Raw genomic sequence first — 17,508 nt, 5'->3', positions numbered from 1 at the left:
TCGTGGCCGGTCCACGCCGGGCGAGCTGCGGCCCGAGCGGATGCTCTGCGGTGTTCACCCCCACTTCACCTCCTGGCCAGGTGACCAGTTCTGGCGGGTGAGCACCGCGCCACGTCTCCCGTGCCGCCCCCAGCGGGGCCGACTGATCCTGGCGGACTTGCCCTGCGGCTGCACAGTCGCGGCCGGCCCACCCCAACTCGCCCACCTGGAAGGCAGATGTCCCGAACCATCCCCCTATGGATCACGAAGCACAGAGGCGTCCGGCGCCGGCCACGTACCCCAGAGGCAAACGGAGGGATGCCTTCCGAAAACCTGCACATCCAATGCGCAACCCCGTCACCGAGGTCACGGACCGGCCTCGGGTCCGGACCGGCGACAGCGGCTTTGGGGCGGGAGTGTCCCACTTGAGAAAAGTGAACACAGGGCGCCAGGAATTCATCTCGTGAAGCTCGTGAAGAATCTGACCCCAAATCATGAACACACCTGCACGTGACCGCAATTCACCGTGGTCACCAACCCCTGATCGGTCCCACGGCGATTGGCTGTGAAAGCTGTCGGCGTGTTTTGATCCTGGCCACTGCGGGAGCCCCGGCAAGGAGTTCCCGATAGGAAATGTCCCCATGAAAGGCAGTACCCACCATGAACAACGCTCCCCAGGTTGAGACCCTTGAGATCTCCGACGCCGACCTCGACAACGTGTCCGGCGGCCTCGTCGGCACCGCGCTCGGCAACGTGACCGGCACCGCCGACTCGGTCCTCCCGGTCTCCGGCATCGTCGGCTCCGTCACGGGCCTCGTCGGCTCGGTCACCGGCGTGAACACCGCCCCCGTCACCGGCCTGGCCCAGGGCCTCGTCGCCGGTCTCTGAGATCGCGCGTGAGCCCCGGAACCTCCTCGGTTCCGGGGCTTTGCGGATAATTTGCGGATGGTTCACGGTTAAGGAAAGAGTTTCTTGCAGTTTCGCCAACAGGCCCTTTCCAAACTGCAGTCACCGGAGGAACTCGACCTGCCGGTGCGTTTTGCGCGCCCGCAGGGCAGGCTCGTCCTTTTTGTCACTGTGGTGGTCATGGCCGCAGCCTGTTTCTGGGCCGTGACGGGTTCCGTTTCCTCCACGATCGACGCCCCCGGCATCCTCACCCACGCGCAGGGCAGCTATGTCCTGCAGAGCCCGGTCGCGGGCCAGATCACCGGTGTGTTCGCCAAGGAGGGCCAGGCCCTCGCGGCCGACGCACCGCTCCTCAAGGTGCGTACCGCGCAAGGCGACCGGACCGTCCGCGCGATCGCCGCGGGACGCCTCACCAGCCTCTCCGCCACCATCGGCTCGGTCGTCGCCACCGGCGCGAACGTGGCGAGCGTGGAGCGGACCGGCGGCGCCGACGACCCGTTGATGGTGATGCTGTACCTGCCCGGCGACAGCGTGGCGAGCGTGCCCGAAGGCGCCTTGGTCGACCTCACCGTGCAGTCCGTGCCCGCCGAACAGTACGGGGTGCTGCGCGGCCGGGTGGCCGCGGTCGGCAGGGCGCCGCAGACACAGCAGCAGATCGCCGCGTTCCTCGGCGACGCCCAGCTCGCCGAGCAGTTCTCGCAGCACGGCAGGCCCGTCGGGGTTCAGGTGTTGCTCGATGCCGCGCCCGGCACGAAGTCCGGCTACCGCTGGTCGTCGGCCGGGGGCCCGCCGTTCGCCGTCGACTCCATGACCCTGGCCACCGGCACCGTCCACCTGGCCGACCGGCGTCCCATCGATTGGCTGCTCCCGTGACCGCACCCCACACATCCCCCACCGCCCCGCAGCTCCCGCCCACCGGCCACGGACGCCGACGCTCCTCCAACTCCCCGGGGGCTAGCCGCCGTTCACGCGGTCGGCAGGCGCCCAGGGCCGGGCGGACGAAGACCGTGCGCAGCCCCACCGTCCTCCAGATGGAGGCCCTGGAGTGCGGTGCCGCCTCCCTCGCCATGGTGCTCGCCCACCACGGCCGCCACGTTCCGCTGGAGGAGCTGCGCATCGCGTGCGGCGTCTCGCGCGACGGCTCGCGGGCCAGCAACGTCCTGAAGGCGGCCCGCAGTTACGGGCTCACGGCCAAGGGCATGCAGATGGAGCCGGCCGCGCTCGCCGAAGTGCAGGGGCCCGCCGTCCTGTTCTGGGAGTTCAACCACTACGTCGTGTACGACGGCATGGGGCGGCGCCTGGGCCGGCGGGGCGTGCACATCAACGACCCGGACAAGGGACGCCGGTTCGTACCGACGGAGGACTTCGACACCAGCTTCACCGGTGTCGTCCTCGTCCTGGAACCCGGCCCCGACTTCCGGCGCGGCGGCCGCAGGCCCGGCGTCATGGGCGCGCTGCCCGCGCGGCTTCGCGGCACCACGGGCACCATGCTGGCCTCGCTGCTCGCCAGCCTGCTGCTCGTGGCGGTCGGCGCGACGCTGCCCGCCCTGAGCCGTACGTATATCGATCTGTTTCTGATAGGCCGTCAAACATCGCTGCTGGGCGTCCTGTTCGCGGCGATGGGCACCATGGTGGCGCTCACCGTGGTGCTGACCTGGCTCCAGCAGGCGAATCTGCTGCGCGGGCGCATCATCTCCTCCACGCTCAGCAGTGCCCGCTTCTTCCGGCATCTGCTGCGGCTCCCGGTCACGTTCTTCGCGCAGCGCAGCCCCGCCGACCTCGTGCAGCGGCTCCAGTCCAACGACGCGGTCGCCGAGACGCTGGCGCGCGATCTGACCGCGGCGGCCGTGGACGGCGTCGTCGTGCTGCTCTACGCCTTTCTGCTGTGGACCTACGATCCGCAGCTGACCGTCATCGGGGTGGGCATCGCACTGCTCAACGTGGTGGCGATGCGCATCGTCGTACGCCTTCGGGCAACGCGCACGCAGAAGCTGCGCGCCGACAGCGCGCGGCTCACCAACACCTCGTACACCGGGCTCCAGCTGATCGAGACGATGAAGGCCACGGGCGGCGAGAACGGGTACTTCCGGCGTTGGGCGGGCCAGCACGCAACGACGCTGGAGGAGCAGCAGCGCCTGGGTGTGCCCAGCGCCTGGCTCGGTGTCGTCGCCCCCTTGCTCGCCACCCTCAACAGTGCGCTGATCCTGTGGATCGGCGGGCTGCGGGCGGTGGAGGGACACATCTCGATCGGTCTGCTCGTCGCGTTCCAGGCCCTGGTGACCCGCTTCACCGCACCGGTCACCCGGCTCAACGGCGTAGCGGGCCGCATCCAGGACTTCGCGGCCGACGTGGCCCGGCTCAAGGACGTCGAGAACTTCCCCGTCGACGCGCTGCACACCCGCCCCGAGCCGGCCGCGAACACGCGCCGCCTCAAGGGCCATGTGACGCTCGAAGACATCACCTTCGGCTACAGCCCGCTCGACAAGCCCCTGCTCACCGGGTTCTCGCTGGCCGTCGGCCCGGGGCAGCAGGTGGCCCTCGTGGGCGGCTCCGGAAGCGGCAAGTCCACGGTGTCCCGGCTGATTTCGGGCCTTTACGCGCCCTGGGAGGGCACGATCCGTATCGACGGGCAGCGTCTGGAGGACATCCCGCGCGGGGCGCTGGCCGCCTCCGTGTCCTTCGTCGACCAGGACGTCTTCCTCTTCGAGGGCACCGTCCGCGACAACGTCGCGCTGTGGGACCCCTCGATCCCGGACGACGCCGTCGTGGCGGCCCTCAAGGACGCGGCCCTGTACGAGGTCGTCGCGCGCCGGGCGGGCGGCATCCACAGCCGCGTCGAGCAGGACGGGCGCAACTTCTCCGGCGGTCAGCGCCAGCGTCTGGAGATCGCGCGGGCGCTGGTGCGGCGGCCGAGCATCCTCGTCCTGGACGAGGTCACCAGCGCTCTGGACGCCGAGACCGAGCACGTCATCATCGACAATCTGCGCCGCCGCGGCTGCGCCTGCGTCGTCATCGCCCACCGCCTCAGCACGGTCCGCGACAGCGACGAGATCGTGGTGCTCGACCACGGGACCGTCGTGGAGCGCGGCCGGCACGAGGATCTGGTCGCCGCCGCGGGACCGTACGCCGAGCTGGTCAGGGAGCACTGAGGTGACCTCCGTACACCCCCTCGCCGAGCCCGGCGCCGACCCTGTCGTCGGCGCGCTCGGCGGGCTCGGGCAGCACATCGACTGCGCCGGTCTGCGCAGCTTCTCCCTCGACGGGCCGCAGGTCCTGTGGCTCGTGGTGAGTGGCGCCCTGGACCTGTTCGCGGTCGACGCGGTGGCCCAGGGCCACTGGCACTTCCTCGGCCGGCTCGAACCGGGCACCCTGCTCCTCGGCCCGGTCGAGGGCCCGCAGCACACCCTGGTCGGCCGCCCGCTGCGGGAGTGCGTGCTGCGCCGCATCCCGCTGCGCGAGCTGTACCGGTACCCGGACGCCGGCGGGTACGAGGGGCAGCACCTCAGCCAGTACGACACCGGGGACACGGCGCTCAGCCTCCTGGAGCACGCCTTCTCGCTCGGAGCCGGTCGGGGTCAACGCGTCCTGTTCGAGGCCCCGTTGGACGGCCGGACCGCTCTGGACGAAGCGGTGGCCGACGACGACATCCTGTGGCTTCCGGTGTCGCCGGGCAGCGTGCAGTACGGGGCGGCGTTCAGCGCGGAGGCGGCCGGTGACCTGCTGGTCGACGGCGCCCTGTGGCAGGGCATGGTCAACCGGCAGTACCGGCTGCTCTCCGCCCTCGACCGCTGGATCGAGCGCCTGGAGCGCGCCCACGAGGACCGCACCGCGGCCGGCATCAAGGCGGGCGAGGCCGTCCGCGAGGAGGCCGACCGGGCGCTGCTCACCTCGATCGGACGCACCCGCAAGGCACCGTCGCGCACAGCGGGTTCGAGCGATGACGCCACGTACGCGGCGTGCCGCCTCGTCGCGGGCGCGGCCGGGATCACGCTCGCGGACCCGGCGCTCGGCGGCGCGGTCAGCGACCGGATCGACGCGGTCGAGCAGGTGGCGGTCGCCTCCCGGATCCGCACCCGGCCGGTGCGGCTCGACGGGCGCTGGTGGCGCGAGGACTCCGGCCCGCTGGTCGGCCACCGCACCAGCGGCACCGCGGTCGCCCTGCTGTGGCGGCGCGGCGGCTACGAGGCGGTGCACCCGGTGTCCGGCCGGCGCACCCGGGTCGACGCCGACAACGCGGAGGAGTTCGAGCAGCGGGCCGTCATGTTCTACCGGCCGCTGCCGGAGAAGGCGCCCGGCAAGTGGGAGCTGCTGCGGTTCAGCCTGCGCGGCACCCGCGCCGACGTACGCAATCTGCTGCTGGCCGGTCTGGTGACGGTGGCGCTCGGCGCCCTTGTACCGATCGCGACCGGGCAGGTGCTCGGCGTCTATGTGCCGCGTGCCGAGAGCAGCCTCATCGTGCAGGTGTCGCTCGCCGTGATCGTCTCCGGCGTCGTGTCGGCCGCGTTCATGCTGCTCCAGAACCTCACCATCCTGCGCATGGAGGGGCGGATCGAGAGCACCCTGCAACCCGCCGTGTGGGACCGGCTGTTGAGGCTGCCGACGAAGTTCTTCGCCGAGCGCTCCACCGGTGAGCTGGCGAGTGCGGCGATGGGGGTCAGCGCGATCCGGCGGGTCCTGTCGGGCATCGGCCCGGTCGCCGTACAGGCCGGCACCGTCGGGGCGATGAACCTGGTGCTGCTGCTGTGCTTCAGCGTGCCGCTCGCGCTGGTGGCGATCGCGATGCTGATCGTCATCGCCGCGGTGTTCCTCACCATGGGCATGTGGGAGCTGCGCTGGCAGCGCCGTCTGGTCGAGCTCGGCAACAAGCTCAACAACCAGGCGTTCCAGACCCTGCGCGGGCTTCCCAAGCTGCGGGTCGCCGCGGCGGAGAGCTTCGCGTACGGGGCGTGGGCGGGCGAGTTCGCGCGCAGTCGGGAGCTGCAGAAGCGGGCGGGCCGGATCAAGAACCTGACGACGGTCCTCAACGCCGTCTATCTGCCGCTGTGTTCACTGCTCCTGTTCGTGCTGCTCGCGGGACCCGCCCGCGGCTCCCTCTCGGCCAGCGCGTTCCTGACCTTCAACACCGCCGTGACGATGCTGCTCACCGCGGTCACGCAGCTCACCGGCGCGTTCATCTCGGCGGCCGCCGTGCTGCCCATGTTCGAGCAGATCAAGCCGGTGCTCGACGCGGCGCCCGAGGTGCGCGGGGCCAGCACCCAGCCCGGCGCGCTGTCCGGCGAGATCGAGGCGCGGGGCCTGTCCTTCCGCTACACCGACGACGGGCCGCTGGTCCTGGACGACGTGTCCCTGAGGGTGGCGCCGGGTGAGTTCGTGGCGGTCGTCGGCCCGAGCGGCTGCGGCAAGTCGACGCTGCTGCGGCTGCTCATCGGCTTCGACGACCCGGTGTCGGGCAGCGTGCTGTACGACGGCCAGGATCTGGCGGCCCTCGACCGGGCGGCCGTGCGCCGCCAGTGCGGGGTCGTGCTGCAGAACGCCCAGCCGCTCACCGGATCGATCCTGGACTGCATCTGCGGGGCGGAGGTGTTCACGCAGGAGGAGGCGTGGGAGGCGGCCGCGATGGCGGGCCTCGCCGAGGACATCAAGCGGATGCCGATGGGGCTGCACACCATGATCTCCGGCGGCGGTGCCATCTCGGGCGGCCAGCGCCAGCGGCTCATGATCGCCCAGGCCCTTGTCCGGCGCCCCCGCGTCCTCTTCTTCGACGAGGCCACCAGCGCGCTGGACAACGAGACCCAGCGCATCGTCATCGAGAGCACCCGGAGCCTTCGGGCCACCCGTGTCGTGATCGCCCACCGGCTCTCGACGGTGCTCGACGCCGACCGCGTGATCGTCATGTCGCAGGGCCGGATCGTGCAGCAGGGCCCGCCCGCCGAGCTCCTCGCCGACCCCCACGGACGCCTGCACGAACTGGTCCGGCGGCAGCTGCGCTGAACGCCCGGCGCGGTGGCATGGTGGAGAGTGAGCACCACTTCACCGGTCCTGGAGAACGCCATGATCAAGAGGAATGTGCCGCCCCTCCTCCGGCCCCCGGCCCCGGCCGCGCGGGCTCGCACCCGGACGGGCCGTACCGCTCCGGGGAGGGTGTGACGGCCGTGCACAGTCGCTTCGAGCCCGACCGGCAGCTGACCGCCCGCATGCTGGTCACCCTGTTTCTGCTCGGCCTGCTGTACGTGGCGTTCGTCGGGGCCCTCCTGGTCCTGCTGAAGTCGACCCTTGTGGTCGTCGTGGTGGCGGCGGCCGTCCTCGTGTCGCAGTACTGGTTCTCCGACCGGATCGCCCTGTACGCGATGCACGGCCGCGTCGTGACCCGCGAGGAACAGCCGCAGCTGCACGGCATCGTGGACCGGCTCTGCGCGACCGCGGACATGCCGAGGCCTCAGGTCGCGGTCTCCGACACCGACCTGCCCAACGCGTTCGCCACCGGCCGCAACGCCGATCACGCGGTGCTCTGTGTCACGACCGGGCTGATGCGCCGCCTGGAGCCCGACGAGCTGGAGGGCGTCCTGGCCCACGAGCTGTCGCACGTCGCGCACCGCGATGTCGCGGTGATCACCGTCGCCTCGTTCCTGGGCGTGATCGCGGGGCTCATCGTCCGCTTCGCCTTCTACTCCCAGATGTACGGGGGCCGCGGGCGGCGCGACCAGAACACCATGGTCGTACTGCTGGGCGTGATGGCGGTCTCGGCGGCGGTGTACTCGATCAGCTTCCTCCTCATCCGGGCGCTGTCCCGCTACCGGGAACTGGCCGCCGACCGAGCCGGGGCGCTGCTCACCGGGCGCCCCTCGGCCCTCGCATCGGCGCTGACCAAGCTCGACGGGGACATCGCCCGCATCCCCAGCAAGGACCTGCGGACGGCGAGCGCGTTCAACGCGTTCTACTTCATCCCGGCCTTCGGCAAGGGCGACAGCCTCTCCCGCCTCTTCAACACCCACCCGACCCTTGAGCAGCGTCTCGACGGACTGGCGAAGATCTCCGCGGAGCTGGGCCGTCCGGCCTGACCGGGGCACCTGTCACCCCTGACCGAGGACGGAGCGCATGGGCTTCCTGGACATCCTGCTCGGCCGCACCCGGCCGGCGGCCCCGGACCTGGACCGGCTGTTCGGCCTGCCGTCGGCGGCCGTCACTCTCCAGGCGGCCGCCGAGTTCACGCCGACCGGGCGGGGCTCGGTGTGCTTCACGACGGTGGAGGGCCCGGCGTTCGCCCGGATCCGGCAGGACATGACGGATCTGCTGAACGCGGACACCGAACGGGATCCGTCCTCGATCGAGTTCAGCCGCGACTCCTACGGCTACTCGTGGCTCCTCTCCCGCCGGGGCCCCGACGACCTGGCCTCGCTCGTCGGCGATCTGCACGCCGTGAACACCGCGCTCGAAGGATCGGGCTTCGGCCCTCAACTCCTGTGCTCCCTGGTCGGGTTCGGCAACGCGGAGGGCCGGACACTCGCGTTGGTGTACCTCTACAAGCGGGGCTCCTTCTACCCCTTCGCGCCGCTGCCCGGGGAGAAGCGGGACAACGCGCTGGAGCTGCGGATCAGAGCGGTCGTCGCGGACGACCTGCACATCGAGAGCGATCTGTCCCGCTGGTTCCCGGTGTGGGGCGCGCCGGGTCTGTGAGGCATGGGTGCCTCAACGGGCCTTCTGCTGGCGCCTGTTGAACGTCGGGCCGGCCGTTTCCGTATGGAGGGACGTCCTTGCTCTCAGCCCGAAGGGCCTTTCGTGAGGCACGCAACGAAGTGCGGTGCGGCCCGCTGGGCCGTGCTGCTCGCGACCGTGAGCGCGGTCGCGGGCACCACGGCGGCGCTGCCCGCGCAGGGGCCCGCGCCGTCCGTCGCCGCGGTGGACGACTGCGCCAGGGGCGGCGTGGACGTCACGGCGAGCAACGGGGGTGACGCGCCGTTCACCTTCCGCCTGGCCGGCGTCTCGGCCACCGTGGATCCGGGCCGGTCGCGGACCATTCTGGTTCCGGTCGCCGACCGCCAGAGCTACCGCTTCACCGTGCTCGGCCCGGGCGGCTTCCGCCAGGAGGTGAGCGGCGTACTGAACTGCGCGACGGCTTCCCCGTCGCCGGCGCCTTCGCCGCCCCCGCCACCCGCGACCGGCGCGGACCGGGCGGCCGGCGCCCGGCCCGTCACCGTCGCGCCCCGCGACGGCGCCGCGGGCGGGCGCCGGCTCGCGATCGCCGGCGTCACCGATCTCGACTCGCTGGTCGTGGGGACGGTTCTGGTGCTGCTCGGCGCGATGCTCTTCGTCGTACGGCGGCTCAGACTGTGAGCACCGCGCGCCGGGCAGCGGGTCCGGTCCGGCTCAGAAGTCGGCCTGGGCCTTCACATCGGCGCGGCCCACCGACTCCAGGCCGTACATCGAGCAGTACAGGTTGCGGATGTGCTCGATGTCGAGGTTGTGCGTGCGGGCCTCTCGGGACGGATAGAGCACGGTCAGCTCGTAACTGATCTCGCGGTTGATGGAGCCGGTCCTGTCGCGCCACTGGCCTCGGCCCTGCTGGATGGTCAGCCCGGACGGGAAGCGAGGGGTGATCACGTCGGCGACGAACTTCATGAACTGGTCGTCGGTTATGGGTGGTTCTCCGTTGTGGCGGCCTGTGCCGAAGTAGAGATGGGTCGCCAGATACGGGCTGCCGGAGGCGGCCGTCTGCGTTTGTGCCGACGCGGTGGCGGCCGTGCCGTAGGCGACTTCGGACACCGGTCCTCCGGTGGCGAAGAGGAGAACGACCGCCACGAATGCGGCGGCCGCGGGCGTGGACACCCGGATCTGGAGCATGTTGTCCCTGTCTGTGTGAAGTGGGGTGCTTTCCTGGCGGTGCCAGGTGGTCCTATCGGGAAGGACAGTCCTGGCCGTCGGAGTGCGAGGCGACGGACGCGAGCAGGAAGGCCGCCGCGTCCCGCAGGTTCACGGGCGCCGCCGGGCAGCCGCGCAAGCGGGCGGCGGTGCGGGCGAGGGTCTCGGTCGTCCGTACGGAGCCGATGCCCGCGGCGCGCGGAGCGAGGTCCGCGACGAGGTCCTCGGCGTCGCGCCAGGCACCGGCGCCGGCGAGGGCGGCGAGGAGTTCGGCGGTGAAGAGGTGGCGGTAGGAGGGGCCGGGGGCGGTGGCGGCCTCGTGCAGCAGCGGGATGGCGCGGTCCCAGTCCTGCAGCCTGGCGAGCACCCAGCCGTGGTGGCCGGTGAGTTCGGCCTGGTCGATCCACCAGGCCCAGGGCGGGTCCTGGGCCGAGGCGCCGTCCAGGAACCGGCTCCGGGCGCGCGAGATGAGCTCGTCGGCGTCCCGGTGGCCGCCCAGCATGGCGGTCGCGTGCGCCCGGCGGACCAGCACGAGCGTGCCGACCAGGGTCGGCAGCGGGCGGGGTCCGGACACGCGGGCGGCGGACTCCAGGGCGGCCCTCGGGCGTCCGGCGCGGGCGTGCAGCATGCTGTCGTTGAGCAGCACCAGGCGGGCGATCCCGCGGTCGCCGCAGAGTTCCGCGAGTGCCAGGGCGCGGACGTTCATGCGGTGGGCCGTGCGGTTCAGGCCCGCGTCGAAGAGGATCCAGCCGATCACTTCGCAGAGTTCGGCGAGGGCGGCGAGCAGGTCGCTGTCCTCGTCGCGCAGGGCGACGGGGTCGGCCGACAGCTCCGGGACGCCGTGCAGGAGCTCGCGCACGGCGGGCACCGCGGCCGTCGCGCCGTGCTCGGCGTCGAGGGCCACGAGGCGCTCAACTGCCCGCAGCGCGAAGGGAGTCAGGTGCTCACGGCCGATTCCGCCGCATCGTGGTGGGCCCGCCTGTGTCATGAGGGGATTCTGTCGGCCGCGCGCACGGCCCGGCCCTGGGTGAGGGCGGTGAACGAGGACGCGACCTGGGTCAGCCACTCCACCTCGTCGCGGAAGTCGTCGTACGGCGGCCTGGCGGGAATGTCGGCGGCGTCGGCCTGCTCGTCCCGTTCCTCGGCCGGGCGGTTCAGGACGGCCCGCACCTGGAGCGCCTCGCCGAGCGGCGAGGTGGGGTCTTCGGGGAGGCCGAGGGAACGGGCGACCCGGGAGAAGTCGGCCAGTGAGAGCGAGGTGCGCAGCATCAGCTGTCCGTCGCGTATCTCGATGACGCGCCGGTAGAGGCTGTAGTGCGGATCGCGCGGCGGGACCAGGTCGCGGGCCCAGGACCTGGGCGGGTCGAGCGCGATGTCCGGCGAGGCCTGGTACAGCGCCCACCACAGCGGCCGCAGCCTCAGGTACGAGCGGTAGCTGCGCAGCCAGCCCGCGGCGCGGGTGAGGTGGATGCCCCAGGACGGAATGGTCCAGCCGGTGATCTGGAGCAGGGCGCCGATGGTGCCGCACGACCACTGGATGGGGTCGAGGGCCGAGGCGTCGAAGTGCAGCCTGGTGCCGGCGATCTGAATGCTGCGGGTGACGCAGTAGACCAGGATCAGGCTCGCGCCGACGGTCACGGTGCGCATACCGACTTTGAGCCATTGCCGGTTGGCCATCTTGGTGAATCGCAGCGAGAGCCGGACCGTCTCGAATTGCCCGATGCCGCAGATGACGAGATAGAACGACATGTACAGCGCGTAGCGGCCGTCCTGAATACTGAGAAGGATCGTCGACGTCGCCGTTTTCGCGCTGGCGACCGGGCTGACCGCGAGCGAGGCCACCACCAGGGCACACAGCGCGGCGCCGAAGAACACGACCCGGCGCGTGGCCCGGTGCCGGGCCTCTTCGGGCGGTGAGGACCAGTACACGAGGACGACCTGCTGAGCCGCGGTGAGGACGACGACGGCCACCTGGACAATCAGCGAGGTGATGTTGGGCAGGCCGAACAAGTCGGAGATGTGCACCCGCAGCGCGTCCAGGTCGACCAGGAAACTGATCCCGGAACACAGGAAGTAGACGCACAGCGCCCACAGGGCGACATCGTGCTTTCTGCGCAGCAGATCCGGCAGCCGGTATGCGAAGGCGGCGAGGCCGCCGAGTGAACAGACCCAGGTGAGGACCAGGTTGACGGTATTCATGACTGGTCCGGATTGCCGACGCCGTTCTCGATGCGCGCGACGATCTCCGCGGCCTCCTCCGGCACGCCCCAGGCGGGTTCCAGCCACCTCTTGGTGGCGCGGGCCAGGATCAGCGAGGCCATCGTCTCGGCCTCCTGCTCCTCGTCGTCGCTGTAGCGGGAACGCATCAACATGCTCTGGACCACCGCCGGTTCGACATCGGTGAACAACTGACTCGTATCACTGTGGTCGAATTCCACGGAACCTCGGTGCTCGAAGGCGATATGAGACAGTTCATGGGCAATGATGTGCTCTTTGTGTGACGGGGAGGCAGCCTTCTCGTAAGCGATGATGTCGAAGTCGTCGAGTTTCAGCCACAGGCCGAAGAGATGACGTTCCGGGAAGGGCATCGGAATGAGATGGATGGGCCGCTGATTCTGTGTGCTGAGATAGCGGTGCAGTTCGTCGATGCCGCAGCCGTGCTCCATGCCCCAGTCCGCGAGCAGCGCCTCACAGGTTTGACGAACCTTTTTGAGACGGCGCCTGAGCCGACGGTCCTCCGGCGACGGTAACGCAGAGCCAGACACCTTCATCCTTTAGCCTTCCACGCCTTCCACGCTGGAGATGCAGGCCGTTGCAATGCCGATTTCAGCGGTGCCGGGGATTCAGGCTGCCGAATCCCCGGGCAGACAACGCGGCCATGATGCCACACCCCTCAACTCACCTACTGTTGAAGTGCCTTTCACCGACTCAGCCGAGAAAACTCAGCCGCACCTGCCGGTTCGGATTGTCCTTGTTCGTGTCCACCAGGCACACCGACTGCCAGGTGCCGAGCGCCAGCCGCCCGCCGATCACCGGCAGCGTGGCATGCGGCGGCACAAGCGCGGGCAGGACGTGGTCGCGGCCGTGGCCGGGGCTGCCGTGCCGGTGCTGCCAGCGGTCGTCGGCGGGGAGCAGCGTGTGCAGCGCGGCGAGGAGGTCGTCGTCGCTGCCCGCGCCGGTCTCCAGGACGGCCACGCCGGCCGTGGCGTGCGGGACGAAGACATTCAGCAGGCCGTCGCGGCCTGCCGCGCTCCGCGTCAGGAACTCCTCGCAGTCCTGGGTCAGATCGGTGACCGTCTCGCGGGAGCCGGTCGTGATGTTCAGGATGCGGGTGGTGAAGGCGTCGGACATGCTCCCCATCTTCCCGCCCAGGCGCCGGGTACGCGCGGGCGGCGCACCGGGGCCGTGCCCAACGGGCAAGATCGCGCGTCCGAGGAGCGAGACACCGTTGACCCCGTCCGGAACGGGTCGCTACGTTCACGCCATGTTGCGTACAGCCCTGCTCACCACGCGCGGTCACATCGACCTGCTGCGGGTGGCGTCCGCCGCCTGTTGTCGCGGCTGCTGACGTCCTTTCAGGCGACGGGCACCCTCTCGGCCGGTGCTGACGTTTCTTTCCGCCGGTCACGGCTGCTGAATCGCTTTCTTCCCCGGCCTGTCGCGACCGGTGACGTCGTACGCCTTCCACTTTTCCGGAGCCTTGCCGGACCTTTCCGAGCCTCGCCGTCGCCCGCCGACGCGTGCGGCCGGACGGTCGCGCCCCGTACCACCACCCGTCGGAATCCTGCGTCCGCGCAGGTCCGCGCCGTGGTGGCAGCCGCCGCTGCCCGAGGCCCACCCACTGCGCCGTCTCCCCACCATGGAGTCCCCTTGACCGTCGACCATGCTCCGCCGGCTATTTCGGCCACATCCGGTGGGGCCGCCCTGGCCCCACCGTCCGGTCCCGCCCTCGAACCGGTCGTTCCCGCCGCTTCCCGGGGCGGCCGACTGCGCTCCGTGCCGCGCTGGCTGCGCCGGGCCGTAGGGCCACTGACGCTCCTCGTTCTGTGGCAAGTCCTCAGCGCCACTGGGGTGTTGAGCCCCGACACCCTCGCTTCGCCCGGCACCGTCGCCCGCGCCGGGGCCGACTTGATCAGGGACGGAACACTGCCGTCGGCGATGGCCATCTCGCTCCAGCGAGTGGCCGTCGGCCTGCTCATCGGCGGCGCGGCCGGAATCGCGCTGGCCCTGCTCTCCGGGCTCTCCCGGCTCGGCGAGGACCTGATCGACGCCACCGTGCAGATGCTGCGCACCGTGCCCTGGGTGGGCCTGATCCCGCTGTTCATCATCTGGCTCGGCATCGGCGAGGCACCGAAGGTGGCTCTCATCGCGCTCGGCGTGGCCTTCCATCTGTATCTCAACGTGTACGCCGGGATCCGCGGCGTGGACGCCCAACTCTTCGAAGCGGGGCAGGCATTGGGCCTCGGACGCTGGGGTCTGGTGCGCCATGTGGTGCTGCCGGGCGCCCTGCCCGGCGCGATGACCGGGCTTCGCTACTCGCTCGCCACCGCCTGGCTGGCCCTGGTGTTCGGCGAGTCGATCAACGCGGACGCCGGGATCGGCTTCCTGATGAACCAGGCCCGCGAGTTCTTCCGCACCGACGTCATCGTCGTCTGCCTGGTCGTGTACGCCTTCCTCGGCCTGCTCGCCGACGCCGTCGTCCGCACTCTCGAAAGGCTGCTGCTCCAATGGCGACCGACCTTCACGGGCCAGTGACCACCACAGCCACCGCCGATGCCGTACGGGTCGAGGGGCTGACCCGGTCCTTCGACGGGCGGGCCGTCATCGACGGGCTCGAACTCACCCTGCGGGAAGGCGAGTTCACCGCACTGCTCGGACGCAGCGGCTGCGGCAAGTCGACGCTGCTGCGGGTACTGGCCGGGCTCGACCGGGAGATCGAGGGCACGGTGCTCGTGCCCAAGCGGCGAGCCGTCGCCTTCCAGGCGCCTCGGCTGATGCCATGGAAGCGGGTGTGGCGCAACGTACTCCTCGGGCTTCCCGGCAAGCCCCAACGGGCCGTCGCGGACAGCGCGTTGGAGGAGGTGGGGCTCGGGCACCGGTCCGGAGCCTGGCCCAAGACGCTGTCCGGCGGCGAGGCCCAGCGAGCCTCGCTCGCCCGCGCGCTGGTGCGGGAGCCCGATCTGCTGCTGCTCGACGAACCGTTCGGCGCGCTGGACGCGCTGACCCGGATCAAGGCACAGCAGTTGGTCGCCGAGCTGTGGCAGCGGCGCGGCTGCGCGGTGCTGCTCGTCACGCACGACGTGGACGAGGCGCTGCTGCTGGCCGACCGCGTGCTCGTCATGCGGGACGGCGTCATCGCCCATGACGCATCTGTCGGTCTCGACCGGCCCCGCGCGGTCGGCGCGCCCGGATTCGACGGGCTGCGGTCCCGGCTCCTCACCGAACTGGGCGTGGAGCAGCCCGCCGCCCCCTCCCTCTGAACCCCCCGCTGCCCCCCTGTGAAGGAAGCACGTACTCATGCGACGCCACACCCTGCCCGTCCTGCTCCTGCCGCTCACCCTGCTCGTCGCCGCCTGCGGCGGGAACTCGGCCGCCGACACCAAGACGAACTCCGGCTCCGGCGCGGTCACGCTCAACGTCGGTGACCAGAAAGGCGGTTCCGAGGCCATCCTGAAGGCGGCCGGTGAGCTCGACCACCTCGACTACAAGATCAAGTGGTCCACGTTCACCTCGGGCCCGCCCCTGCTCGAAGCGGTCAACGCCAAGGCCGTCGACATCGGCGCGGTCGGCAACACGCCGCCGGTGTTCGCCGCGGGTGCCGACTCGAAGATCAAGGTGGTGGCGGCCAGCCACGGCTCGTCCGCCGGCGAGGCGATCCTCGTGCCCGAGGACTCCCCGCTGAAACAGCCCTCCGACCTCAGGGGCAAGTCGATCGCCGTGGCCCAGGGCAGTTCCGCCCACTACCAGTTGCTGGCCACGCTGAAGAAGGCCGGGCTCGGCATCGGCGACGTCGAGCTCAGCTACCTCCAGCCCGCCGACGCCCTAGCCGCGTTCAACCGCGGCAAGGTCGACGCCTGGGCGGTGTGGGACCCGTACACCTCGCAGGTCCTCGGCTCGAAGAAGGGGCGTGTGCTCGCGACCGGCGAGGGGGTCGTCAACGGCCTCGGGTTCCAGGTCGCGGCGCCCGCCGCGCTGGGCGACCCCGCGAAGGCGAAGGCCATCGGGGACTACGTCCAGCGCCTCAACCGCGCCCAGGACTGGGTGTTCAAGCACCCCGAGGCCTGGGCCAAGGTCTGGTCGAAGGAGACCGGGCTCCCCTACTCCGTGGCGCTCGACTCGGTGAAGCGCAGCAACGGCACGCGCGTCGCGGTGGCCGTGGACGATGCCGCGATCGCCTCGGAACAGCAGATCGCCGACACCTTCGCCGATCTGAGGCTGATCCCGCGCCGGTTCTCCTTCAAGGACTACGTCGACACCCGCTTCAACGGCTCCCTGCCCGCCTCCACCACCGCGCCCCGCTCGTGCGGAAAGGCCTCCTCCTGATGACCGTCCATCTGCACTGGTTCCTGCCCACCGGCGGTGACGGCCGGACCCTGGTCGACCGGCACGCCTACACCGACGGCGGCATCAAACGCTCGCGGATCACTCCGGTCACCGGGGTGCGCGCGCCCGACATCGAGTATCTGGCCCAAATCGCCAAAGCGGCCGAGCAGTTGGGGTTCGAGGCGGTCCTGACGCCGACGGGGACCTGGTGCGAGGACGCCTGGCTGACGACGGCCGCGCTCGCCCAGCACACCGAGCGGCTGAAGTTCCTGGTCGCCTTCCGGCCCGGCGTCATCTCCCCCGTCCTCGCCGCGCAGATGGCGGCCACCTATCAGCGCATCACGCGCGGCCGGCTGCTGCTCAACGTGGTGACCGGCGGCGACTCGACCGAGCAGCGCCGCTTCGGCGACCATCTGGACCACGACCGGCGCTATGCGCGGACCTCGGAGTTCCTTTCGGTCGTACGGGGTGTCTGGCGCGGGCAGCCGTACGACTTCGACGGCGAGCACTACCAGGTGGAGGGCGGGCTGACCGCGCTGCCGCCGGACCCGCTGCCGGAGATCTTCTTCGGCGGCTCGTCGGCGGCGGCCGGACCGGTGGCCGCCGATCACGCGGACGTGTATCTGACCTGGGGCGAGCCGCCCACGCAGGTGAAGCAGAAGATCGACTGGATCCGGGGGCTCGCGGAGGAGCGGGGGCGCAGCGTCCGGTTCGGCATCCGGCTGCACACCATCTCGCGGGATTCGTCTCGCGAGGCGTGGGCGACGGCCGACCGGCTGCTCGGCGACCTCGACGCCGAGACGATCGCGGCGGCCCAACAGGCACTCGGGAAGAGCGAGTCGGTGGGCCAGCAGCGGATGCTCGCCCTGCACGGCGGCTCACGGGCCGACCTTGAGATCTCGCCGAATCTGTGGGCGGGCGTGGGTCTGGTGCGGGGCGGCGCGGGCACCGCGCTGGTCGGCAGCCATGCGGAGGTGGCCGACCGCATCGAGGAGTACCACGACCTCGGCATCGAGCACTTCGTGCTCTCCGGCTACCCGCATCTGGAGGAGGCGTACTGGTTCGGCGAGGGCGTGACGCCCGAGCTCGCCGCGCGCGGTCTGCTGCCGAGGATCCCGGCCTCGCCGCTGCTCGGGGTGCCCGCAGCGAACGGGCGCCCGGCCTCCGCGCCGGGCGGGGCGCCGCTCCTGGTGGGCGGCGGGCGCTGAGCGGGCCGTCCCGGGA

Annotated in this window: 16 protein-coding genes; 11 read left to right on the top strand and 5 right to left on the bottom strand. The window is 70.9% G+C overall.

Annotation, left to right across the window (positions count from 1 at the left end; genetic code table 11):
- Positions 1-639: 639 nt before the first annotated feature.
- The 7 genes from ACSHXC_RS33305 to ACSHXC_RS33275 all read left to right on the top strand — a co-directional run bounded on the left by ACSHXC_RS33305 (position 640) and on the right by ACSHXC_RS33275 (position 9,216).
- Positions 640-867 carry a type A2 lantipeptide gene (locus ACSHXC_RS33305; protein WP_438295072.1) on the top strand — a complete coding sequence of 76 codons (228 nt, stop codon included), beginning with the start codon at positions 640-642 and terminating at the stop codon, positions 865-867.
- An 84-nt stretch (positions 868-951) separates the two neighbouring features.
- Positions 952-1,758 (top strand): HlyD family efflux transporter periplasmic adaptor subunit, encoded by an 807-nt coding sequence (locus ACSHXC_RS33300; RefSeq protein WP_438295071.1) that lies wholly within the window; start codon positions 952-954, stop codon positions 1,756-1,758.
- Positions 1,755-4,034, top strand: coding sequence for an NHLP family bacteriocin export ABC transporter peptidase/permease/ATPase subunit (locus ACSHXC_RS33295; RefSeq protein ID WP_438295070.1), 2,280 nt, complete (start codon positions 1,755-1,757; stop codon positions 4,032-4,034). The genes ACSHXC_RS33300 and ACSHXC_RS33295 overlap by 4 nt, the downstream gene beginning before the upstream one ends.
- A gap of 1 nt (position 4,035) precedes the next feature.
- On the top strand, positions 4,036-6,876 hold the full coding sequence (locus ACSHXC_RS33290) for an NHLP bacteriocin export ABC transporter permease/ATPase subunit (protein ID WP_438295069.1): 2,841 nt from the start codon (positions 4,036-4,038) through the stop codon (positions 6,874-6,876).
- Between the two features lie 161 nt (positions 6,877-7,037).
- Positions 7,038-7,943 carry a zinc metalloprotease HtpX gene (gene htpX, locus ACSHXC_RS33285; RefSeq protein WP_438295068.1) on the top strand — a complete coding sequence of 302 codons (906 nt, stop codon included), beginning with the start codon at positions 7,038-7,040 and terminating at the stop codon, positions 7,941-7,943.
- A 37-nt stretch (positions 7,944-7,980) separates the two neighbouring features.
- The gene (gene pspAB / locus ACSHXC_RS33280; RefSeq protein ID WP_438295067.1) at positions 7,981-8,559 is read left to right on the top strand and encodes a PspA-associated protein PspAB; all 579 of its coding nucleotides are present in this window, start codon (positions 7,981-7,983) and stop codon (positions 8,557-8,559) included.
- Positions 8,560-8,661: 102 nt separating this feature from the next.
- Positions 8,662-9,216, top strand: a complete 555-nt coding sequence (locus ACSHXC_RS33275) for a phospholipase domain-containing protein (protein WP_438295066.1) — start codon at positions 8,662-8,664, stop codon at positions 9,214-9,216.
- 33 nt (positions 9,217-9,249) lie between these two features.
- Here ACSHXC_RS33275 and ACSHXC_RS33270 read toward each other — a convergent pair whose 3' ends face one another.
- The 5 genes from ACSHXC_RS33270 to ACSHXC_RS33250 all read right to left on the bottom strand — a co-directional run bounded on the left by ACSHXC_RS33270 (position 9,250) and on the right by ACSHXC_RS33250 (position 13,092).
- Entirely contained in the window at positions 9,250-9,723 is a 474-nt protein-coding gene (locus tag ACSHXC_RS33270) for a DUF3574 domain-containing protein (protein ID WP_438295065.1), read from the bottom strand.
- A 52-nt stretch (positions 9,724-9,775) separates the two neighbouring features.
- Complete coding sequence (locus tag ACSHXC_RS33265; RefSeq protein WP_438295064.1) at positions 9,776-10,729, bottom strand: DNA-binding protein; 954 nt, start codon at positions 10,727-10,729, stop codon at positions 9,776-9,778.
- On the bottom strand, positions 10,726-11,940 hold the full coding sequence (locus ACSHXC_RS33260) for an MAB_1171c family putative transporter (RefSeq protein ID WP_438295063.1): 1,215 nt from the start codon (positions 11,938-11,940) through the stop codon (positions 10,726-10,728). Before ACSHXC_RS33260 ends, ACSHXC_RS33265 begins: the two co-directional genes overlap by 4 nt.
- Complete coding sequence (locus ACSHXC_RS33255) at positions 11,937-12,512, bottom strand: hypothetical protein (protein ID WP_438295062.1); 576 nt, start codon at positions 12,510-12,512, stop codon at positions 11,937-11,939. The genes ACSHXC_RS33260 and ACSHXC_RS33255 overlap by 4 nt, the downstream gene beginning before the upstream one ends.
- Positions 12,513-12,669: 157 nt before the next feature.
- A complete protein-coding gene (locus ACSHXC_RS33250; RefSeq protein WP_438295061.1) occupies positions 12,670-13,092 on the bottom strand; it encodes a secondary thiamine-phosphate synthase enzyme YjbQ in 423 nt (140 codons plus the stop codon).
- A gap of 519 nt (positions 13,093-13,611) precedes the next feature.
- Between ACSHXC_RS33250 and ACSHXC_RS33245 the strand changes: the two genes are divergently transcribed.
- The 4 genes from ACSHXC_RS33245 to ACSHXC_RS33230 are packed head-to-tail and all read left to right on the top strand — an operon-like array spanning position 13,612 to position 17,492.
- Positions 13,612-14,496, top strand: coding sequence for an ABC transporter permease (locus tag ACSHXC_RS33245; protein ID WP_438295060.1), 885 nt, complete (start codon positions 13,612-13,614; stop codon positions 14,494-14,496).
- On the top strand, positions 14,469-15,221 hold the full coding sequence (locus ACSHXC_RS33240) for an ABC transporter ATP-binding protein (protein ID WP_438295059.1): 753 nt from the start codon (positions 14,469-14,471) through the stop codon (positions 15,219-15,221). Before ACSHXC_RS33245 ends, ACSHXC_RS33240 begins: the two co-directional genes overlap by 28 nt.
- A 37-nt stretch (positions 15,222-15,258) precedes the next feature.
- Positions 15,259-16,284, top strand: a complete 1,026-nt coding sequence (locus ACSHXC_RS33235; protein ID WP_438295058.1) for an ABC transporter substrate-binding protein — start codon at positions 15,259-15,261, stop codon at positions 16,282-16,284.
- Complete coding sequence (locus ACSHXC_RS33230; protein ID WP_438295057.1) at positions 16,284-17,492, top strand: LLM class flavin-dependent oxidoreductase; 1,209 nt, start codon at positions 16,284-16,286, stop codon at positions 17,490-17,492. The genes ACSHXC_RS33235 and ACSHXC_RS33230 overlap by 1 nt, the downstream gene beginning before the upstream one ends.
- Positions 17,493-17,508: the final 16 nt, after the last annotated feature.

The organism is Streptomyces sp. HUAS TT7, from assembly GCF_051550175.1.
GTDB lineage: Bacteria > Actinomycetota > Actinomycetes > Streptomycetales > Streptomycetaceae > Streptomyces.
This window is presented reverse-complemented; position numbering and strand designations above follow the sequence as displayed.

What these genes read in the sequence shown, in the direction of transcription:
- ACSHXC_RS33265 (WP_438295064.1), bottom strand. Translation starts at nt 10,729, where the DNA reads ATGACACAGGCGGGCCCACCACGATGCGGCGGAATCGGCCGTGAGCAC.
- ACSHXC_RS33270 (WP_438295065.1), bottom strand. Translation starts at nt 9,723, where the DNA reads ATGCTCCAGATCCGGGTGTCCACGCCCGCGGCCGCCGCATTCGTGGCG.
- ACSHXC_RS33235 (WP_438295058.1), top strand. Translation starts at nt 15,259, where the DNA reads ATGCGACGCCACACCCTGCCCGTCCTGCTCCTGCCGCTCACCCTGCTC.
- ACSHXC_RS33255 (WP_438295062.1), bottom strand. Translation starts at nt 12,512, where the DNA reads ATGAAGGTGTCTGGCTCTGCGTTACCGTCGCCGGAGGACCGTCGGCTC.
- ACSHXC_RS33240 (WP_438295059.1), top strand. Translation starts at nt 14,469, where the DNA reads ATGGCGACCGACCTTCACGGGCCAGTGACCACCACAGCCACCGCCGAT.
- ACSHXC_RS33230 (WP_438295057.1), top strand. Translation starts at nt 16,284, where the DNA reads ATGACCGTCCATCTGCACTGGTTCCTGCCCACCGGCGGTGACGGCCGG.
- ACSHXC_RS33250 (WP_438295061.1), bottom strand. Translation starts at nt 13,092, where the DNA reads ATGTCCGACGCCTTCACCACCCGCATCCTGAACATCACGACCGGCTCC.
- ACSHXC_RS33305 (WP_438295072.1), top strand. Translation starts at nt 640, where the DNA reads ATGAACAACGCTCCCCAGGTTGAGACCCTTGAGATCTCCGACGCCGAC.
- ACSHXC_RS33260 (WP_438295063.1), bottom strand. Translation starts at nt 11,940, where the DNA reads ATGAATACCGTCAACCTGGTCCTCACCTGGGTCTGTTCACTCGGCGGC.
- pspAB (WP_438295067.1), top strand. Translation starts at nt 7,981, where the DNA reads ATGGGCTTCCTGGACATCCTGCTCGGCCGCACCCGGCCGGCGGCCCCG.